The 17,182-nt window shown below is 72.2% G+C and carries 15 protein-coding genes; 4 read left to right on the top strand and 11 right to left on the bottom strand.

Going from position 1 to position 17,182, the window contains the following annotated elements; all coding sequences use genetic code 11:
* Window positions 1–13: 13 nt before the first annotated feature.
* On the bottom strand, window positions 14–1,639 hold the full coding sequence (locus ACTXG6_RS10120) for a PucR family transcriptional regulator (protein ID WP_445187502.1): 1,626 nt from the start codon (window positions 1,637–1,639) through the stop codon (window positions 14–16).
* A 149-nt stretch (window positions 1,640–1,788) separates the two neighbouring features.
* Between ACTXG6_RS10120 and ACTXG6_RS10115 the strand changes: the two genes are divergently transcribed.
* The 4 genes from ACTXG6_RS10115 to ACTXG6_RS10100 all read left to right on the top strand — a co-directional run bounded on the left by ACTXG6_RS10115 (window position 1,789) and on the right by ACTXG6_RS10100 (window position 6,763).
* Window positions 1,789–3,216, top strand: coding sequence for an aldehyde dehydrogenase family protein (locus tag ACTXG6_RS10115; RefSeq protein WP_445187501.1), 1,428 nt, complete (start codon window positions 1,789–1,791; stop codon window positions 3,214–3,216).
* Window positions 3,217–3,290: 74 nt separating this feature from the next.
* Complete coding sequence (locus ACTXG6_RS10110; protein ID WP_445187500.1) at window positions 3,291–4,169, top strand: carbon-nitrogen hydrolase family protein; 879 nt, start codon at window positions 3,291–3,293, stop codon at window positions 4,167–4,169.
* 42 nt (window positions 4,170–4,211) lie between these two features.
* The gene (locus ACTXG6_RS10105; protein WP_445187499.1) at window positions 4,212–5,576 is read left to right on the top strand and encodes an APC family permease; all 1,365 of its coding nucleotides are present in this window, start codon (window positions 4,212–4,214) and stop codon (window positions 5,574–5,576) included.
* Between the two features lie 671 nt (window positions 5,577–6,247).
* Window positions 6,248–6,763 (top strand): GNAT family N-acetyltransferase, encoded by a 516-nt coding sequence (locus ACTXG6_RS10100; RefSeq protein ID WP_445187498.1) that lies wholly within the window; start codon window positions 6,248–6,250, stop codon window positions 6,761–6,763.
* 139 nt (window positions 6,764–6,902) lie between these two features.
* On the opposite strand, the gene ACTXG6_RS10095 is transcribed toward ACTXG6_RS10100, so the two are convergent.
* From ACTXG6_RS10095 to ACTXG6_RS10050, 10 genes are all read right to left on the bottom strand, one after another.
* Window positions 6,903–7,955 (bottom strand): alcohol dehydrogenase catalytic domain-containing protein, encoded by a 1,053-nt coding sequence (locus ACTXG6_RS10095; protein ID WP_445187497.1) that lies wholly within the window; start codon window positions 7,953–7,955, stop codon window positions 6,903–6,905.
* Entirely contained in the window at window positions 7,952–8,692 is a 741-nt protein-coding gene (locus tag ACTXG6_RS10090) for an SDR family NAD(P)-dependent oxidoreductase (protein ID WP_445187496.1), read from the bottom strand. Before ACTXG6_RS10090 ends, ACTXG6_RS10095 begins: the two co-directional genes overlap by 4 nt.
* A 58-nt stretch (window positions 8,693–8,750) precedes the next feature.
* Window positions 8,751–9,389, bottom strand: a complete 639-nt coding sequence (locus ACTXG6_RS10085; RefSeq protein ID WP_445187495.1) for a TetR/AcrR family transcriptional regulator — start codon at window positions 9,387–9,389, stop codon at window positions 8,751–8,753.
* The gene (locus ACTXG6_RS10080) at window positions 9,386–9,772 is read right to left on the bottom strand and encodes an AMP-binding protein (protein ID WP_445187494.1); all 387 of its coding nucleotides are present in this window, start codon (window positions 9,770–9,772) and stop codon (window positions 9,386–9,388) included. The genes ACTXG6_RS10085 and ACTXG6_RS10080 overlap by 4 nt, the downstream gene beginning before the upstream one ends.
* A 127-nt stretch (window positions 9,773–9,899) precedes the next feature.
* Window positions 9,900–10,952, bottom strand: a complete 1,053-nt coding sequence (gene rutA, locus ACTXG6_RS10075; RefSeq protein WP_445187493.1) for a pyrimidine utilization protein A — start codon at window positions 10,950–10,952, stop codon at window positions 9,900–9,902.
* 95 nt (window positions 10,953–11,047) lie between these two features.
* Window positions 11,048–12,436, bottom strand: a complete 1,389-nt coding sequence (locus ACTXG6_RS10070; protein ID WP_445187492.1) for an MmgE/PrpD family protein — start codon at window positions 12,434–12,436, stop codon at window positions 11,048–11,050.
* Between the two features lie 80 nt (window positions 12,437–12,516).
* Window positions 12,517–14,220 carry an amidase gene (locus tag ACTXG6_RS10065; RefSeq protein WP_445187491.1) on the bottom strand — a complete coding sequence of 568 codons (1,704 nt, stop codon included), beginning with the start codon at window positions 14,218–14,220 and terminating at the stop codon, window positions 12,517–12,519.
* Window positions 14,217–15,383, bottom strand: coding sequence for an acyl-CoA dehydrogenase family protein (locus ACTXG6_RS10060; protein ID WP_445187490.1), 1,167 nt, complete (start codon window positions 15,381–15,383; stop codon window positions 14,217–14,219). The genes ACTXG6_RS10065 and ACTXG6_RS10060 overlap by 4 nt, the downstream gene beginning before the upstream one ends.
* On the bottom strand, window positions 15,384–16,592 hold the full coding sequence (locus ACTXG6_RS10055; RefSeq protein WP_445187489.1) for a CaiB/BaiF CoA transferase family protein: 1,209 nt from the start codon (window positions 16,590–16,592) through the stop codon (window positions 15,384–15,386).
* Window positions 16,589–17,113 carry a MaoC family dehydratase gene (locus tag ACTXG6_RS10050; RefSeq protein WP_445187488.1) on the bottom strand — a complete coding sequence of 175 codons (525 nt, stop codon included), beginning with the start codon at window positions 17,111–17,113 and terminating at the stop codon, window positions 16,589–16,591. The genes ACTXG6_RS10055 and ACTXG6_RS10050 overlap by 4 nt, the downstream gene beginning before the upstream one ends.
* Window positions 17,114–17,182: the final 69 nt, after the last annotated feature.

Below are 17,182 nucleotides of genomic sequence, written 5' to 3'. Positions count from 1 at the left end.
CCAGGCAAGCCCCCTAGGCCTGTGCAGACTGGCCGATTCCACCGGACGGGTCGCCAGTTCGTCCAGTTGACCGGCGCTCCCGTTCCTCCAGCCGCAACGCGAGCCAGAGTTCGGCGCGCAGGTCCGGGGAATCCAGCTCCCGCCCGAGCAGCCGTTCCACCTTGTGCATCCGGTTGCGCAGGGTGTGCCGGTGCACGCCCAGCTCGGAGGCGGCCGGGTCCCACTGCCCGTGGTGCGCCAGCCACACCCGCAGCGAGCGCAGCAGGTCACCCCGGCGGGCGGCCGTGGCGGCGGATGCGGCCTCGGCGTCCGCGCGCAACGGCCGCAGCAACGCAGTGGCGAACTCGGCGGCGGTATCCGCCGGCAGCAGCTCGAGCAGGCCCAACTGGGGCACGTCCCGGAACCAGGTGACCCGGGTGTCCGAGCCGGTGCCGTAGGAGGCGGCCCGCTGCGCCTGCCCACGCGCGCGGGCCAGCTCGGCGTAACCGGACGGCTCGGACACCCCGATCCGCAGCCCGTCGATACCGCGCAGCACCCGCAGCAGCCGCTCCGCGTCGCCCCGCGAGACCAGGCAGACCAGCGCGTCGTCCAGTTCGCCGTACAGCACCCGGGCGGCCGCGAGCTGCCGGTCCGCGACCAGCCGCTCCCGCGCCGCGACCAGCACGAACCGGCCGGCCCGGCACTCCAGCGCGAGCACCGGCTCAGCCGGCAGCCCGTTCCACAGCTCGTCGGCCACCGAGTCGACCAGGTTGCTCTGCCCGGCCAGCAGCAACCGCAGCACACTCGCCTGCAGTCGCCTGCTGCCCTGCCCGACCACCCGGGACCGGTCCAGCGACAGCGTGCACAGCGGCACCGCCGCGTTCACCACCTGCCGCTCGGTGGCGGTGAGCCGGGCGGGCCGGCCGATGGCCAGGTAGCCGAGCACCTCGGTACCGGCGGTCAGCGACTGCACCCAGATCTCGGTGTCGCCGTCGCGGGCCACCAGACTGGCCGCACCGGGGGCGTCGCGCAGCCTGGCCAGGTCGGCGCGCAGGGTGGCCCGGTTCCCGGCCGCCTCCGCCGGTGAGCTGGCCAGCACGGCGCCGCCCCGGTTCAGCAGCAGCCCCCAGCCGCCGATCAGCCGCCGCACCTCGTCCAGCACCGCGGCCAGCCCACCCCGGCCGACCGCGGCGGCGGTGAGCCCCCGCTGGGCGTGCATCAGGTACTCGTTGGCGGCCAGCTCACGCCGGTTGATCGCCTGGGCGACCGCGCGGGTGATGGCGAGGAACGGGACGGCCCTGGGTACGACGAGCAGCGGCAGCCCGACCCGGTCGGCGGCGGCGATGAGCGCCGGCGGGACCTCGTCCCAGTGCACCCCGACGCCGAAGCCGATGGCCGCGACGCCGGCGTCGGCCAGCCGGTCCACGTAGGTGTGCTGGGCCTGTTCACCGGCCGGCAGGCTGACGCCGATGAGCAGCAGCAGCTCGCCGCCGCGCAGGAACTCGGTCGGGTCGACCATCTCGCTGACGTGCGCCCAGGACACCTCACGGTCCAACCCGACGGCGCCGGCGACCACCCGCAGCCGCAGCTCGGGCAGCGTGAGCAGGTCCCGGACCGGGATGGTCCAGCCGTTGCCGGGTGCCGGCGAACTGTCCGACATGTCGCTCACCCCGCCGCTCGTCCCTCGACCGGATAACACTGTCCAGAATGGCGCAGTCTAGGCGTTATAGCGCCACATAATGGCCATCCTGATACCTCCGCTTCACGACGCACACTTCCATCAGCAAGAACCTCGTAGGAGATGGTGCGATGAGTACGCCTTTCTGGGTGGCCGGCAAGCCCGCGAGTGGCCCGGACACCGCGGTGATCCGCAGCCCGTACGACAACTCGGTCGCCGGTGAGCACGACCTGCCCGGCTCCGACGACGTCGAGCGCGCGGTGCAGGCCGCCGCCGACGTGAGCGCCGAGACCGCCGCCCTGCCCGCCCACGTGCGGGCCGACGCGCTGGACCACGTGTCCCGCTCACTGGCCGACCGGTCCGACGAGATCGCCGGGCTGATCACCGCCGAGTCCGGCAAGCCGCTGAAGTGGTCCCGGGTCGAGGTCAACCGCGCGGTGTCCACCTTCCGGTGGGCCGCCGAGGAGGCGCGCCGCTTCTCACCGAAGATGCAGCGCCTGGACACCGACCCCGGCGGCGTCGGGCGGACCGCGATGATCCGCCGGGTGCCCCGAGGCCCGGTACTGGGCATCACGCCGTTCAACTTCCCGCTCAACCTGGTCGCGCACAAGGTCGCGCCGGCCATCGCGGTGGGCGCGCCGATCGTGCTCAAGCCCGCGCCCGGCACCCCGCTGACCGCGCTGGCCCTCGGCGAGATCCTGTCCGGTACCGACCTGCCGGCCGGTGCCTGGTCGGTGCTGCCGGTGCCGAACAGCGCCGCGCCCGGGCTGGTCGCCGACCCCAGGCTGCCGATCGTCTCGTTCACCGGCAGCGTGCCGGTGGGCTGGAGCATCAAGGACAGCGTGCCGCGCAAGCACGTCGCGCTGGAGCTGGGCGGCAACGCGGCGGTTCTGGTCACCCCGGACTGGACCGACCTCGACTACGCCGCGCAGCGCATCGCCACCTTCGCGATGTACCAGGCCGGCCAGTCCTGCATCTCGGTGCAGCGGGTGTACATCCACACCACGCACTGGGACGAGCTGCGGTCGAAGATCGTCGCCGAGGTGCGCAAGCTGGTCACGGGTGATCCGAGGGACCCGCGTACCGACGTCGGCCCGATGATCAACCTGGCTGCCGCCGAGCGGGTCGAGGCCTGGGTGACCTCGGCCGTGTCGGCCGGCGCGACGCTGGCCACCGGGGGCGGGCGGTCCGAGGCGACGGTGGAGCCGACCGTGCTCACCGACGTGCCGGAGGACGCCGCGGTCATGGCCGAGGAGGTCTTCGGCCCGGTGCTCTCGCTGAACCGGGTGGATTCGGTCCAGGAGGGCTTCGACCGGATGAACAGCTCCAAGTTCGGGCTGCAGGCCGGGGTGTTCACCACCAACCTGCACACCGCGTTCGAGGCGTCCAGCAAGCTCGCGGTCGGTGGGTTGCTGATCGGCGACGTACCGAGCTTCCGGGCCGACCAGATGCCCTACGGCGGTGTCAAGGACTCCGGCATCGGCCGCGAGGGCCCGGCGTCGGCCATGGACGACTTCACCGAGGAGCGCGTCACCGTGTTCACCGGCCTGCCAATCTGAGAGTGGTTCTCAGGCGGTCCGAGTCGACCTCGACCAGCCTCCCCTCGGAGGCTCGAGCGGATTAGGGTCCCGAAATGGCGCGAACCTTGCCGGTGGCGATCGTCCAGGAGTCGCCGATCCCGGTCACCGATTCCGTGAGCCGATTCGCCGGCGAGGTGCAGGCGCTGCTGGCGAGGTTCCCGCAGACCCGGCTGGTGGCCTACCCCGAGCTGCACCTGTTCGGGGTGGGCTCCGAGGCGGAGCTGCGGGCGGCCGGGGAGCCGCTGAGCGGGCCGAGGGTCAAGGCGCTCGCCGAGCTGGCCGGCGACCTGGGCATCTGGCTGCTGCCCGGCAGCCTGTGCGAGGTCGACGACAGTGCGCCGGGCGCGGTGTTCAACACCGCGGTGGCGTTCTCACCGGAGGGGCAGCTGGCCGCCTCCTACCGCAAGATCTTCCCCTGGCGGCCGTACGAGATCTTCCAGCCGGGTGGGCAGTTCGTGGTGTTCGACGTGCCGGACGTCGGCCGGCTCGGCTTCTCCATCTGCTACGACGCGTGGTTCCCCGAGGTGTCGCGCCAGCTGGCCTGGATGGGCGCCGAGGTGATCATCAACCCGGTGCAGACCACCACCAGCGACCGGGCGCAGGAGCTGGTGCTGGCGCGGGCCAACGCGATCGTCAACCAGGTGTTCGTGGTCAGCGTGAACGCGGCGGCGCCGGTCGGGGTGGGGCGCAGCCTGGTGGTGGACCCGGAGGGGCGGGTCCGGGTGGAGGCGGACGACCCGACCGCAACGGTGCTCACCGATGTACTCGACCTGGACGAGGTCACCCGGGTCCGCCAGTTCGGCACCGCCGGGCTGAACCGGATGTGGGACCAGTTCACCGATGCCGACGCACCACTGGAGCTACCGCTCTACCAGGGCCGAATCGACCCTGCCCGCTGGAACCCTAGGGAACAGGAGAAGCCGCAGGACTGAGCTAGGCCCGACGCAGTGCCGACACCACCTGGAGCACCCGCCATGTCCCAGCCCGCCCCTACCCTCGACCGCACACTCCGGCTGAAGTCCGTCGTCCTGTTCGGCCTGGCCTACATGGCCCCCATGATCGTCCTCGGCACCTTCGGCGTGATCGCCGAGGAGACCGGCGGCACGGTGCCCAGCGCGTACCTGCTGGCGCTGATCGCCATGCTGTTCACCGCGTTCAGCTACGGCAAGATGGCGGCCGCGCACCCGGTGGCCGGCTCGGCGTACACCTACGTGCGGCGCACCATCGACTCCCGGGTCGGCTTCCTCGTCGGGTGGGCGACGCTGCTGGACTACTTCTTCCTGCCGATGGTGATCTGGCTGATCGGCGCCACGTTCCTGCAGCAGGGGTTCCCGAGCGTGCCGTTCTGGGCGTGGATCGTCGGCTTCATCCTGCTGACCACGGTGCTCAACATCCTCGGCATCAAGGTGGCGGACAAGGCGAACTTCATCCTGATGGCCTTCCAGCTGCTGGTGGTGGCGGCGTTCGTGGTGCTGTCGCTGCGGCACGTGATCGGCGCCGGCGGCAGCGGCTCGCTGTTCAGCACCGCGCCGTTCGTCAACACGGGGACCACGTTCGCCACCGTCTCGGCCGGGGCGGGCATCGCCGCCTACTCGTTCCTCGGCTTCGACGCGGTCACCACGCTGACCGAGGAGACGATCAACCCACGCAAGACCATGCCGAAGGCGATCATGCTGATCGCACTGATCGGCGGCGTGATCTTCGCGATCGTCACCTACGCCACCCAGCTGGTGCACCCCGGCGGCACGTTCGACGATCCCAGCTCCGCCGCCTTCGAGATCGCTAAGACGATCGGCGCCGACCTGTTCGCCGCGATCTTCCTGGCCGGCATGGTGGTCACCCAGTTCGCCTCCGGTATCGCCGCGCAGGCCAGCGTGTCCCGGCTGCTCTACGCGATGGGGCGCGACCAGGTGCTGCCGCGCAAGGTGTTCGGCTACCTGCACCCGAAGTTCCGCACGCCGATCATCAACATCGTGATCTGCGGCGTGGCCGGGCTGATCGCGCTGTTCCTGAGCGTGACCACGTCCACCTCGTTCATCAACTTCGGCGCGTTCCTGGCCTTCACCTCGGTCAACATCTGCGTGATCGTGCTGTACTTCCAGCTGCGCAAGCAGGGCAAGGCGCCGAACCCGGTCGGGTTCCTGGTGGCGCCGGCGATCGGCGCGGTCGTCGACCTGTGGCTGCTGCTCAACCTGGACTCGACCGCGAAGCTGCTGGGCCTGGCCTGGCTGGTGATCGGGATCCTCTACCTGGCCTACCTCACCCGGGGCTTCCGCCGCCCACCGCCGGAGATCGACACCCTGGCCGCCGAGACCGACGTGGAGCCCGCCTCGGCCTGACCCGCCCGCCGGGTGCCGCCGGCCGGCGGCCGGGGGCACCGCCCGCCGGGGCCGCCGGCCGGGCCTGCCTGTTGTTACCGAGCTGCACACCAGGCAGGTCTTCCGCGCGCTGCGCCTGCCTGTTGTTACCGAGCTGCACACCAGGCAGGTTTCGGCGCTGCGCCTGCCTGTTGTTACCGAGCTGCACACCAGACAGGTTTTCCGCGCGCTGCGCCTGCCTGTTGTTACCGAGCTGCACACCAGGCAGGTCTTCCGCGCGCTGCGCCTGCCTGTTGTTACCGAGCTGCACACCAGGCAGGTTTTCCGCGCGCTGCGCCTGCCTGTTGTTACCGAGCTGCACACCAGGCAGGTCTTCCGCGCGCTGCGCCTGCCTGTTGTTACCGAGCTGCACACCAGGCAGGTCTTCCGCGCGCTGCGCCTGCCTGTTGTTACCGAGCTGCACACCAGGCAGGTCTTCCGCGCGCTACGCCTGCCTATTGTTACCGAGCTGCACACCAGGCAGGTTTCGGCGCGCGCTGGCTGCGCGGCGCCACGTACGTGCCGCCTGCTGGCGGCGCCCGCTGCCCGGCGCGCGGTGCGCGGTGCGCGGCGCCCGCTGCGCGGCGCCCGCTGCGCGGTGCGCGGTGCGCGGCGCGCGGTGCGCGGCGCTCGGCGCCGCTTAGGATCGAGCGGTGTCTGAGGTGATCATCCGCGCGATCGAGGCGCGGGACGTCGTACAGGTCGCGGCCATGGTGCACGAGCTCGCGGCGCACGAGGAGATGCCCGAGCACTGCCACCTCAAGCCCGAGCAGCTGCTCGGCGTGTTGTTCGGCGAGCGGCCGGCGCTGTTCGGCATCGTCGCCGAGCTGGACGGCGAGGTGGGGGGCTTCGCCCTGTACTTCCTGAACTTCTCCACCTGGCACGGTGTGCACGGCATCTACGCCGAGGACGTCTACATCCGGCCGGCGCTGCGCGGCCGCGGCGTCGCCCGGCAGATCTGGGGTCACCTCGCCCAGCTCGCGCTGGACAACGGTTACACCAGGGTGGAGTGCGTGACGCTGCGCTCCAACACGCTCGGCATGGACGTGCACCTGGCGCTGGGCGCCGAGCCGAGGGACGACTGGCGGGTGCTGCGCTGGGAGGCCGAGTCCCTGCGCGCCCTCGCCGCCAGCACCCGCGCCGGTTCCCGCGGACCCGGCGCCAGCTGACCTCAGCTCTCCGCGCGTCGGGGATTCCGTCAGCGCGAGTCGGGGGATCCGCGCCCGCGAGTCGGGGATGCCGTCAGCGCGAGTCGGGGGATCCGCCCCCGCGAGTCGGGGATTCCGGCAGCCCGAGTCGGGGGCTCCGTCAGCCCGACGGGTCCAGAACGATCTTGCTGACGCCGTCGTTGCGGCTGGCCACCAGGCGGTACGCCTCAGCGGCCTCGGACAGCGGCATCCGGTGCGACACCACCGCCGAGGGACGCAGCCGCCCGCCCGCGGTGAGCGCCAGCAGCGCGGGCAGCTCGTACTGGACGGAGCACAGCCCGATGGCGAACTCCAGCTCCTTCACCTGCGCGGCCATCAGGTGCATCGGGTACGCCTTGTTCTGGCTGACCCCGATCACGCTGACCCGCCCGCCGGTGCGCACCGCGCTGATCGCCAGCGCGATGCTGGCGTCCGCGCCGACCGCCTCGACCGCCACGTCCACGCCGCCCCCGGTGGCCGCCCGGATCGCGCCCTTCGGATCCGCCGACTCGACCGGCACCGCACCGAGCGACGCGGCCGTCGCCCGCCGCGACGCCACCGGGTCCACCCCGAACACGGCCGAGGCACCCAGCACGAACGCCGCCTGCACGGCCATCAGCCCGACCGGTCCGAGCCCGACCACCGCGACGGTATCGCCGGGGGTGATCCGGCCGCGCCGCGCCCCGTACCAGCCGGTCGGCGCGTTGTCGGTGAGCACCACGGCGTCGTCGTCGGACAGCTCCGGCGGGATCGGGACCAGGTTGGTGACGGCGTGCGGCACCGCGACCAGCTCGGCCTGGCTGCCGGGCAACGCGTGGCTGAGCCCGTAACAGGGGACCGTGGCGCCGCGCACCGCGTTCTCGCAGCGGGCGATCAGGCCGGTCCGGCACTGCCGGCAGGTCGAGCAGCCCACCGAGGCCGGCACCAGCACCCGGTCGCCGACGGCGAGCCCGTCCACCCGCGAACCGACCGCCTCGACCCTGCCGACCGCCTCGTGTCCCAGGCAGTAGCCGATGTCCGGGCTGAAGCCGTGCCCGTGGTAGATGTGCAGGTCACTGCCGCAGATGCCGGCCGTGCTGACCCGGACGACGGCGCCGAACTCGTCCGGGAGCTCCGGGTCCTTGACCTCGACGACCGCGACCTCGTCCGGAGCCCGATAGGTCAGCCCCCTCACGGCGTGCCCCCGTCCAGCCGCAGCACCGCGCCGGTACAGAACGACGCGGCGTCCGAGGCGAAGTACAGCGCGGCGCCCACGATCTCCTCGGGTTCGCCGCAGCGGCGCAGCGCGAGCGACTGCTCGAAGCGCGCCTTCGTCTCCTCCGACCAGGCCAGCGAGATGTCGGTGCGGAACGGGCCGGCCTGGATGCAGTTCACCCGGACCGTCGGCCCGAACGCCTTCGCCATCCCCTCGGTGAGCGCGTTCAAGCCGGCCTTGGCCGCCGCGTAGGGCAGCTCGTGCGCGCCGGGGCGGATCGCCGCGATCGAGCTGACGTTGATGATCGCGCCGCCGTCACCCGCCGCCATCCGGGTGCCGATCGCCGAGCCCAGCCGGAACGGGCCGCGCAGGTTCACCCCGATGACCTTGTCGAACAGCGCCTCGGACACCTCGTCAAGGCTGGGGTACAGCGGCGAGAGCCCGGCGTTGTTGACCAGCACGTCGACCCGGCCGAACTCGCCGTACACCGTCTCCACCAGCGCGTCGCAGTCCGACCAGCTGGATACGTTGCAGGCCACCGGCAGCGCCGTGCCGCCGTGTTTCTCCCGTACCGCCGCCGCCAGTGTCTCGCAGGCGTCGATCTTCCGGCTGGCGATCACCACCGAGGCGCCGCGCGCCGCGAACGCCTCGACCATCGCCTTGCCCATCCCCCGGCTGCCCCCGGTGACCAGCACAACCTTGTCCTGGAACTCCACCCGCACACCTTTCCGTCAGCTCGTGAGTGGCGAGTGGTCCCAGCGGACCACTCGCCACTCACGGCGTCTTCAGCAGCATGTTGAGAATTCGGTCGGCCATCTGTTCCGGGGTCTCCGAGCCATCCGGCTGGAACCAGAACAGCGAGTAGTTCATCGCGCCGAGAACGACCTTGACGAACATCGGGTCCAGGTCGGTCAACTCGCCGGCCTCGACGCCGCGGCGGACCACCTGGTTCCAGACGTCCTCCACGGCGTCGCGCAGCGCCAGCATGTCGGCCCGGCGCTGCCCGGTCAGCGAGTCCAGCTCGCGCAGCATGACGAGCAGCTCGGTGCGCCGGTGGGCGACCAGCCGCATGTGCTCGCGGGCCAGCTCGTGCAGCTTCGCCACCGCGGTGCCCTCGGCCGCGAGCAGCAGGGTGCCGAACGCGAGTACGTCTTCCAGGTGCGCCCGCACGATGGTCAGCAGCAGCTCCTCCTTGGAGCCGATGTGGTGGTAGAGCGCGCCGGCGCCGAGGCCGACCGCACGGCCCAGCTCGGCCACCCCGGTCGCGTGGTAGCCCTGCTCGGCGAACAGCTCGGTGGCCACCGCGATGATCTTCGCCTGGGTCTCGGTGCGGGCCGCGCGGACGGCGGCCAGCCCGGGACCGGGACCGGTCGGCTCGGGGGCGGGGACGGTCGGCTCGGGGGCGGCGGTCATCCGGCACCGGCCCGCAGCAGGTTGCGCCGGACCTTGCCGGTGCGCCACGCCGCCAGCGCGCAGATGTGCGCCTCGACGCCCTGGCCGAGCAGCGCGGCGAACCGGTCGCCCCGGCGCAGCCCGGCCGCCCGCAGCGCGCTGGCCAGCCGGCTGGACGCGTCGGCCAGGTCGGCGAACGTCCACCGCTCGCTGCCGCCGCCGCTGTGCCGCACGACCAGCGCGAGCCGGCCCCGGTCGCGGGCCCAGCGGTCGCACGCCTCGTGCGCGGTGTTCAGCCCCTCGGCCACCGGGCGGTCCAGCCGCGCCTCGACGCCGGCCCAGACCTCGTCGACGGACATCGCCCGCTCGGCGCGCAGCTGTTCGACGAACGCCGTGCCGGCCATCCCGCACTCCCGCCGCTCGCACTCCGCTGTATTGAGCGATCACTACAGTACGGCGCGGCGGGGGTGGCATGTCAAGGGCCGACCGCGCGGTGCCCCTGGTCGGGACGCCGCGCGCGCACCCCGCCGATCAGCCGAGCAGCGGCATCACCCTGGTGCCGAAGTTGTGCACGCCCTGTACGAAGTCGTCGAAGGTGAACATCATTCCCTTGACCCCGGGCATGGCGGCGACCTGATCGATCTGGCGGGCTACCGTCTCGTAGGAGCCGACCAGGGTGGCCATGTTGAAGTTGACCGCGCCCTCCGGGAGGTTGATCGTCCGCGCGGTGCCGGACCCGTCGGCGGCGACGTCCTTCGAGCCCTCCTCGGACATGTAGCCGAGCGCCCCGGCGTCCGCGCCGTCGTTGTAGGACTGCCACTTGGCCTGCGCTTCTTCGTCGGTCTCCGCCATGATCGCCATGAACAGCGGCAGCGAGCCGACGTCCCGGCCGGTGACCTTCGCGGCCTCGGCAAGGCGCTGGGTGGGCTCCCGGTAGGTCTCCGGGTTGTTCACCCCGGGGTTGAGGATGAAGTTGTAGTCGCCGTACTCGGCGCAGAACCGCATGCCCCGCTCGGACTGGCCGGCGCACACGATGTCGACCTTGCCGGCCGGCCGAGGCGAGAGCACGCAGTCGTCCATCGTGAAGTACTGGCCGGCCAGGTCGCAGCGGCCCTTCTCCCACAGGTCGCGCAGCACCGTGACGTACTCGGTGGCGTAGTCGTAGCGGTAGCCGAAGTACTCGTCGCCCGGCCACAGACCCATCTGCTCGTACTCGCCCTTGGCCCAGCCGGACACGATGTTCACCCCGAACCGGCCGGGGGCGATCGAGTCGATGGTGGACGCCATGCGGGCCACCAGCGCCGGCGGCAACGTGAGCACCGCTGTCGACGCATAGAGCTTGATCCGCTCGGTGACGGCGGCCAGCCCGGCCATCAGCGTGAACGACTCCAGGTTGTGGTCCCAGAACTCGGTCTTGCCGCCGAAGCCGCGCAGCTTGATCATCGACAGCGCGAACGCGAACCCCTGCGCCTCGGCCTCCTGCACGACCTGCTTGTTCAGCTCGAAGCTCGGCAGGTACTGGGGGGAGTTCTCGGAGATCAGCCAGCCGTTGTTGCCGATCGGGATGAACACACCGAAGTCCATCGGGACATTCCTTCCGCTAATACTCAGACATTTAGCAGTTCAGCACGCGTGGACAGCGCCCGCCGACCGCGTAACACGTTCGGAACACCGCTTTTTCAGGCTCGACACGACTCGGCGAACTCGGCGGCCGGCCGGTCGTCGCCCAGCGAGAGCACCGACTCGAGGACCCGCCGGGCGGTCGGTCCGCCGGCCACCGGAGCCATGCTCTGCTCGAACTTGGCCACGATGTCGGCATTGCTCAGCGGCCGCTCCTCGTGCCCCCGGTTGACCTGCTCGCGCCGCGCCAGCACCCGCCCGTCGCGCAGCTCGATCTCGACCGCGCCGGAGTAGGCACGGGGGAAGGCGCTGGCCGGGTCGTCGCGCACCTCGACCTTGCGGGCCAGCGCCAGGATCGCCGGGTCGACGAGCGCCTCGTCGGCCAGCTCGGCGAGGGTGAACCGGCCCCGGCTCAGCGCGGCCGACACCACGAACGGCAGGCTGAACTTGGCGTCGTACTCGTCGCGCGGCGCCCACTTCGCCTCGGCGGGCTGGCAGACGACCTTGCCGGGCACCGGGTGGATCGCGCAGCGGATCGCCGCGATGTCCTCAGGGTGCAGCCCGTGCTCGGCGCGCAGGTCCAGCACCGCGTCGGCGAAGGCGTGGATGAAGTGACAGATCGGGTACGGCTTGACCGCGGTGCGCATCAGCTCCCAGGTCTGCCCGAGGCCGGCGCCGACGGCCGCCGGGTTGGCCTCCCTGCCGGCCAGGTGCGTGTTGTACAGCCCGAACCGGCCCTCGTACACCGCCGGCGGCCCGGACCAGCCGACGCCCGCGAAGCTCGCCGCGGTCAGCCCGCACATCGCCGCCCAGCCCGGGTGCAGCCGCTTGGTCCAGGAGCCGTCCGCCAGGAACTCCAGCAGCCCGCCGGACATCGAGCCGACCACGCCCTGCGCCGAGACCAGCGCGGCGGCGTCCAGCCCGGCCAGTTTGCCGGCCGCCACCGCCGCGCCGAACGCACCGGCCACCGCGGTCGGGTGCCAGCCGACGTCGTGGAACCCGCCGGCCCCGCCGATGCCCACCCGGGCCGACACCTCCACGCCGAGCACGTACGCGAGCAGCAGGTCCCGGGTGCTGGCGCCGGCCGAGGTGGCCGCCGACAGCACGGCGGGCAGCACGCCGGCGGTGACGTGGGTGACCGCCGGGATGTGCGTGTCGTCGAAGTCCAGACCGTGGATCAGCACGCCGTTGAGCACGGCGGCATCCCGGGGCGAGAGCCGGTCGGGCAGGCCGAGCACCGGGTGCGCACCGGCCCCGCCGAGCCGCAGCAGCGCGTCCCGGGCCACCGACGGGAAGTCGTAGGCGGTGGACGCGAACGCCAGCCCGACCGCGTCCAGCACCAGGTGCCTGGCCCGGGTGTACACCTCGTCCGGCACGTCCTCGGGGCGCGCCGCCGCGACGAACTCGGCCACCGTGGCGGACAGGGACAGCTGGGCGGTCCGGGTCACGGTGGACTCCTCATGGCCAGTTGTGGATCGAGAGGCCGCCACGACGCTGTGACGGCCCCCACAGACAATACGTCAGACATTTAGGCGGGAACAGGGGGGACTCGGCGGTGGTGGTCGGTCCGCGCCTGGAACAGCCGGGCCACCCGCAGTGCCAGCTCCTCCCGGTGCGGCGCCACGATCAGCTGCGCGGACACCGGGCAGCCGTCCGGGGCGAACCCGGTGGGCAGGGCCAGCCCGGGTGCTCCGGTGAGGTTGCCCAACATCGTCGACCGGGACTGCGCGGCGTACAGCGGGTACTCGACGCCGTCCACCACGACGGCGCACTCCGGCAGCCGGGGCGCGGTGGACGGGCAGGTCGGCACCACGATGAGGTCGGCGGCGGCGAACACCGCGTCCAGCTCGCGCTGCAGCTCGGCGCGGAACGCCAGCGCGCGCAGGTAGTCGACCGCCGGCGTAGTGATGCCCTGGCTGATCCGGCGCACCAGCACCGGGTCGTACTCCGACCACCGCGCGGCGTTCACCCGGTGCAGCGCGGCCGCCTCGGTGAACACGATCTGGTAGCCGATGGGCAACGCCTCGGCGGCCGACGGCAGCTCCCCCGCCACCACGGACGCGCCGGCGTCGGTGAGCACCTCGACCAGGGCGGCCACCCCGTCCCGCACGGCGCCGTCGCACAGCTCGGTGAGGTAGCCACCCGGTAGCGCGATCCGCAGTCCGGCCAGGTCGGCCGGCTCCTCGGGCGGCTCGAAGGGCGGGAACGTCGCAGGGTCGCCGATCCTGGGGTCGTGGCCGTCCGGGCCCCGGATCACCGCGAACACCAGTGCGGCGTCCACCGCCGACACCGCCAGCGGGCCGACCGTCTCGGTGGTCGGCGACAGCGGGAACACCCCGGTGCGCGGCACTACCCCGGCGGTCGGCTTGAGCCCGGTCAGCCCGCACCACGCCGACGGCAGCCGCACCGAGCCACCCACGTCGGTGCCCAGCCCGAACGGCACCACCCGCGACGCCACGACGGCCGCCGTCCCGGTCGACGAGCCGCCCGCCCAGCGCTCCGGGTCCCACGGGTTGCGGCAGGCACCGAAGCGCGGCGGGTGCGGGCCGCCCACGGCGAACTCGGTGGTGGCGTCCTTGCTGATCGGGATCGCCCCGGCCTCCTCCAGCCGGCGCACCACGGTCGCCGACTGCGCCGCCGGCCGGTCGCCGTACACCCACGAGCCGTTCGTGGTCGGCACCCCGGCCACGTCGATCACGTCCTTCACCGCGAACGGGACACCCTCCAGCGCCCTGGGGCGGCCGTCCGCCCAGCGCCGGGCCGAGTCCTCGGCGGCGGCCAGCGCGCGTTCGTCCAGGGTGGCGATCGTGCAGTTCAGCCGCTCGTGCACCCGCTTGCACCTCGCCAGCGCCTCGGTCACCACGTCCACCGGCTCCCTACCGCCGTCCCGGTACCCCGCGAGCACCTCCCCAATTCCGCTGGTCAGCGGTCGTGAGTGGCGAGTGGTCCCCACGGACCACTCGCCACTCACGGGGTCTGACCAGCGGTTTCCGTGGGCGGGGTCGCTGGCGGCCAGTGCGGTGGCGTCGTTGCCGGGTAAGGGGCGGTCGCGCAGTCGGGTCACGGCGGGGGCGGTGGCGAGTACGGCGGCGTGCATCGCGGTGACCTGGTCGGCGTCGAGTGGGTAGCCCAGGCGCGCGGCCAGCACCCCGAGCTCCTCCGGTGTCGGGCCGGCCGCGGCGGGCCGCGCTGTCAGCTCGGCCGCGGCGGGGCGCGGTGTCGGGCCGGTCATCGGATGACCGACTTGCCGGCCAGCAGGGCCTTGGCGACGACCCCGCGCAGCACGTCGTTGGTGCCCTCGCCGATGGACATCAGCGGGGCGTCCCGGTACAGCCGCTCCACCTCGAACTCGGTGGAGTAGCCGTAACCGCCGTGGATCCGCATCGCGTCCGTCGCGCACTCCAGCGCCGCCTCCGACGCGAAGATTTTCGCCATGCCGGACTCGGTGTCCATCCGCACCCCGTCGTCCATCCGCGACGCCGCCCAGTAGGTCATCAGCCGGGCCGCCTGCAGCCGCACCGCGATCTCGGCCAGCCGCAGCTGCACGGCCTGGAACTCGCCGATCGGCCGACCGAACGCGGTGCGCTCGCGGGCGTAGGACAGCGCCTCGTCGTACGCACGCTGGGCCAGGCCGACACTGCGCGCGGCGACGTTGATCCGACCGGTCTCCAGCGCGGACAGCACCTGCTGCAGCCCACGCCCCTCCAGCCCGCCGAGCAGCTGCGACGTCGGCACCCGCACGTCGCGCAGCACCACCTCGCACGACTCGGTGCCCTTGTAACCGAGCTTGCCGATGTCGGCGGTCACCTCGAAGCCCGGACTGTCCGCGTGGATCAGCAGCACGCTCATGCCCCGGTGCGCGGGCGACGCCGACGGGTCGGTCTTCACCAGCACCGGCAGCGGGTCGGCGTAGCGCGCGTTGGTGATCCACATCTTGGTGCCGTTGACGATGTAGTCGCCCGAGGCGTCGAGGCGGGCCGTGGTGCTGATGCCCTGCAGGTCGGTGCCGGCGCCGGGCTCGGTGAGCGCGATGCCGGTACGCCGTGCCCCGGTCGCCAGCTCCGGTAGGTAGCGGGCGCGCTGCTCGGGCGTGCCGTGGTGCGCGAGCAGCCAGCAGGACACCGAGTGGCTGCCCAGGATGCCCGCGATGCCCATCCAACCCCGGGAGATCTCCTCGAAGGTCAGCGCGAAGGACACCGTGTCGGCCGCCAGCCCGCCGTACTCCTCCGGCACCAGCAGCCCGAACAGCCCGAGCTTGCGCATCCCCTCGACGATCTCCGTCGGGTAGCGGCCGGAGCGCTCCCAGTCCCGGGCCACCGGCACGATCTCCCGGTCCACGAAGTCGCGCAGGGTCTGCCGGAACAGCCGCTGCTCGTCGTTCAGCTGGAAGTCCATCTACTCCCCCTCCCCGAACGCCCCGGCCGCCCGCAGCCCGGCGATCCGGTCATCGTCGTAGCCGAGCCCGCGCAGTACGGACCCGGTGTGCTCGCCCATCTCCGGCGCGGCGCGCAGCGGGGCGGTGTCTGCGCCCGGCGGTCCCACCCGCACCGGCGAGCGCAGCGAGCTGACCGTGCCGAACCGGCGGTGTGCGGTGTGCGCGACCAGCTCGCGTTCCACCGCGTGCGGGTCGGACAGCGCGGCGGCCACGTCGTTGATCGGCGCGCACGGGATGGCCGCGGCGTACATCGGCGCGAGCCACTCGGCCACGGTGCGCCCCCGGAGGATGTCCGCCAGCAGCGGCACCAGCACGTCCCGGTTGCGGTCCCGCTCGGCGAACGTGGCGAACCGGGGGTCGTCGGCCAGCTCGGGGCGGCCGAGCACCACGGTGAGGCGCCGCCAGAACTTCTCCTTCGCCGCGGCGACCACGAGCCAGCCGTCGGCGGCCTCGAACACCTGGAACGGCACCAACGACGGGTGCGCGGAGTGCTGCGTGCGGACCGGCTGGAAGCCCTCGGTGAGGTGCCAGGTGCCCGGGTAGGTGAGCAGGCTGACGGCGGTGTCGTAGAGGCTGAGGTCGCAGTCGGTGCCGACGCCGTCGCGGCGCGCCGCGTGGATGCCGGCGAGCAACGCGATGGCCGCGACGAAGCCGCCGCTGTAGTCCACCAGCGACAGCCCGGTCTTCTGCGGCGCGCCGCCGGGCTCGCCGGTGAGCGACATCCAGCCGGCCAGCCCTTGCAGCACGTAGTCGTAGCCGGGTTCGGCCGAGCGCGGCCCGGTCATGCCGAAGCCGGTCAGCGAGCAGCAGACGATCTTCGGGTTGACCTGCGCGAGGTCGGCGTAGCGGATGCCGAGCTTGGCCGGTACGTCGCCGCGCAGGTTGGAGTAGACCGCGTCGGCGGTGCGCACCAGGTCGTGGAACACCTCGCGGCCGGCCGGGGTGCGGATGTCCAGGGTGACCGAGGACTTGTTCTTGTTGAACGACTCGAAGAACAGCGAGTCCCGGCCCTCGGCGTACGGCGGCACGTAGCGCCCGACGTCACCGCCGGTGGACGGGTCCTCGATCTTGATGACCTCGGCGCCCAGCTCGGCCAGGTGCATGGAGCCGAACGGCCCGGCGCCGTACTGCTCCAGCGAGACGATGCGGACGTCCGCCAGCGGCCTCACCCGTTGTCCAGCGACAGCGGCGCCGCGGCGACCGGGAACAGCGACGCCGCCCGCTCGGCGCCGCGGCGGTGCACGTAGAAGGTGCGCTTGAAGGTGAGCACCTCGACGGCGTCCTGGTTGAGCGTGCGGGTGCGGATGGTGACGATCCCGGCGGCCGGGCGGCTGCCCGACTCCCGCGTGGCCAGCACGATCGACTCCGACCAGATCGTGTCACCCGCGTACACCGGCGCGGTCAGCTTCAGCTCGTCGACGCCGAGGTTGGCGAACGCGTTCTGGGTGGTGTCGGTGACCGACTGGCCCATCGCGATGGAGATGGTCAGCGGCGAGGCGACGAGCATCCGGCCGAACTCCGAGGAGGCACCGACCTGCGCGTTGAAGTGCGCCTGGTTGGTGTTCATGGTCAGCAGGGTGAACCAGGTGTTGTCCGTCTCGGTGATGGTGCGGCCCAGCGGGTGCTGGTACACGTCACCGACCTCGAAGTCCTCGTAGAACCTGCCCTGCCAGCCCGGCCGCACCGCCATCAGCCACTCCCTCGTCGTTCGACTCAGGTAAATGTCTGACGTTTTATCGCCGACGTCAAGCGCGGGGTC

Source organism: Pseudonocardia sp. Cha107L01, from assembly GCF_052566575.1.
Note: the sequence above shows the minus strand (reverse complement) of the source record. Positions and strands in the feature narration are given on the sequence as shown.

What these genes read in the sequence shown, in the direction of transcription:
- ACTXG6_RS10120 (WP_445187502.1), bottom strand. Translation starts at nt 1,639, where the DNA reads ATGTCGGACAGTTCGCCGGCACCCGGCAACGGCTGGACCATCCCGGTC.
- ACTXG6_RS10080 (WP_445187494.1), bottom strand. Translation starts at nt 9,772, where the DNA reads ATGGCCGGCACGGCGTTCGTCGAACAGCTGCGCGCCGAGCGGGCGATG.
- ACTXG6_RS10105 (WP_445187499.1), top strand. Translation starts at nt 4,212, where the DNA reads ATGTCCCAGCCCGCCCCTACCCTCGACCGCACACTCCGGCTGAAGTCC.
- ACTXG6_RS10050 (WP_445187488.1), bottom strand. Translation starts at nt 17,113, where the DNA reads ATGGCGGTGCGGCCGGGCTGGCAGGGCAGGTTCTACGAGGACTTCGAG.
- ACTXG6_RS10065 (WP_445187491.1), bottom strand. Translation starts at nt 14,220, where the DNA reads ATGACCGGCCCGACACCGCGCCCCGCCGCGGCCGAGCTGACAGCGCGG.
- ACTXG6_RS10085 (WP_445187495.1), bottom strand. Translation starts at nt 9,389, where the DNA reads ATGACCGCCGCCCCCGAGCCGACCGTCCCCGCCCCCGAGCCGACCGGT.
- rutA (WP_445187493.1), bottom strand. Translation starts at nt 10,952, where the DNA reads ATGGACTTCGGTGTGTTCATCCCGATCGGCAACAACGGCTGGCTGATC.
- ACTXG6_RS10115 (WP_445187501.1), top strand. Translation starts at nt 1,789, where the DNA reads ATGAGTACGCCTTTCTGGGTGGCCGGCAAGCCCGCGAGTGGCCCGGAC.
- ACTXG6_RS10060 (WP_445187490.1), bottom strand. Translation starts at nt 15,383, where the DNA reads ATGGACTTCCAGCTGAACGACGAGCAGCGGCTGTTCCGGCAGACCCTG.
- ACTXG6_RS10110 (WP_445187500.1), top strand. Translation starts at nt 3,291, where the DNA reads ATGGCGCGAACCTTGCCGGTGGCGATCGTCCAGGAGTCGCCGATCCCG.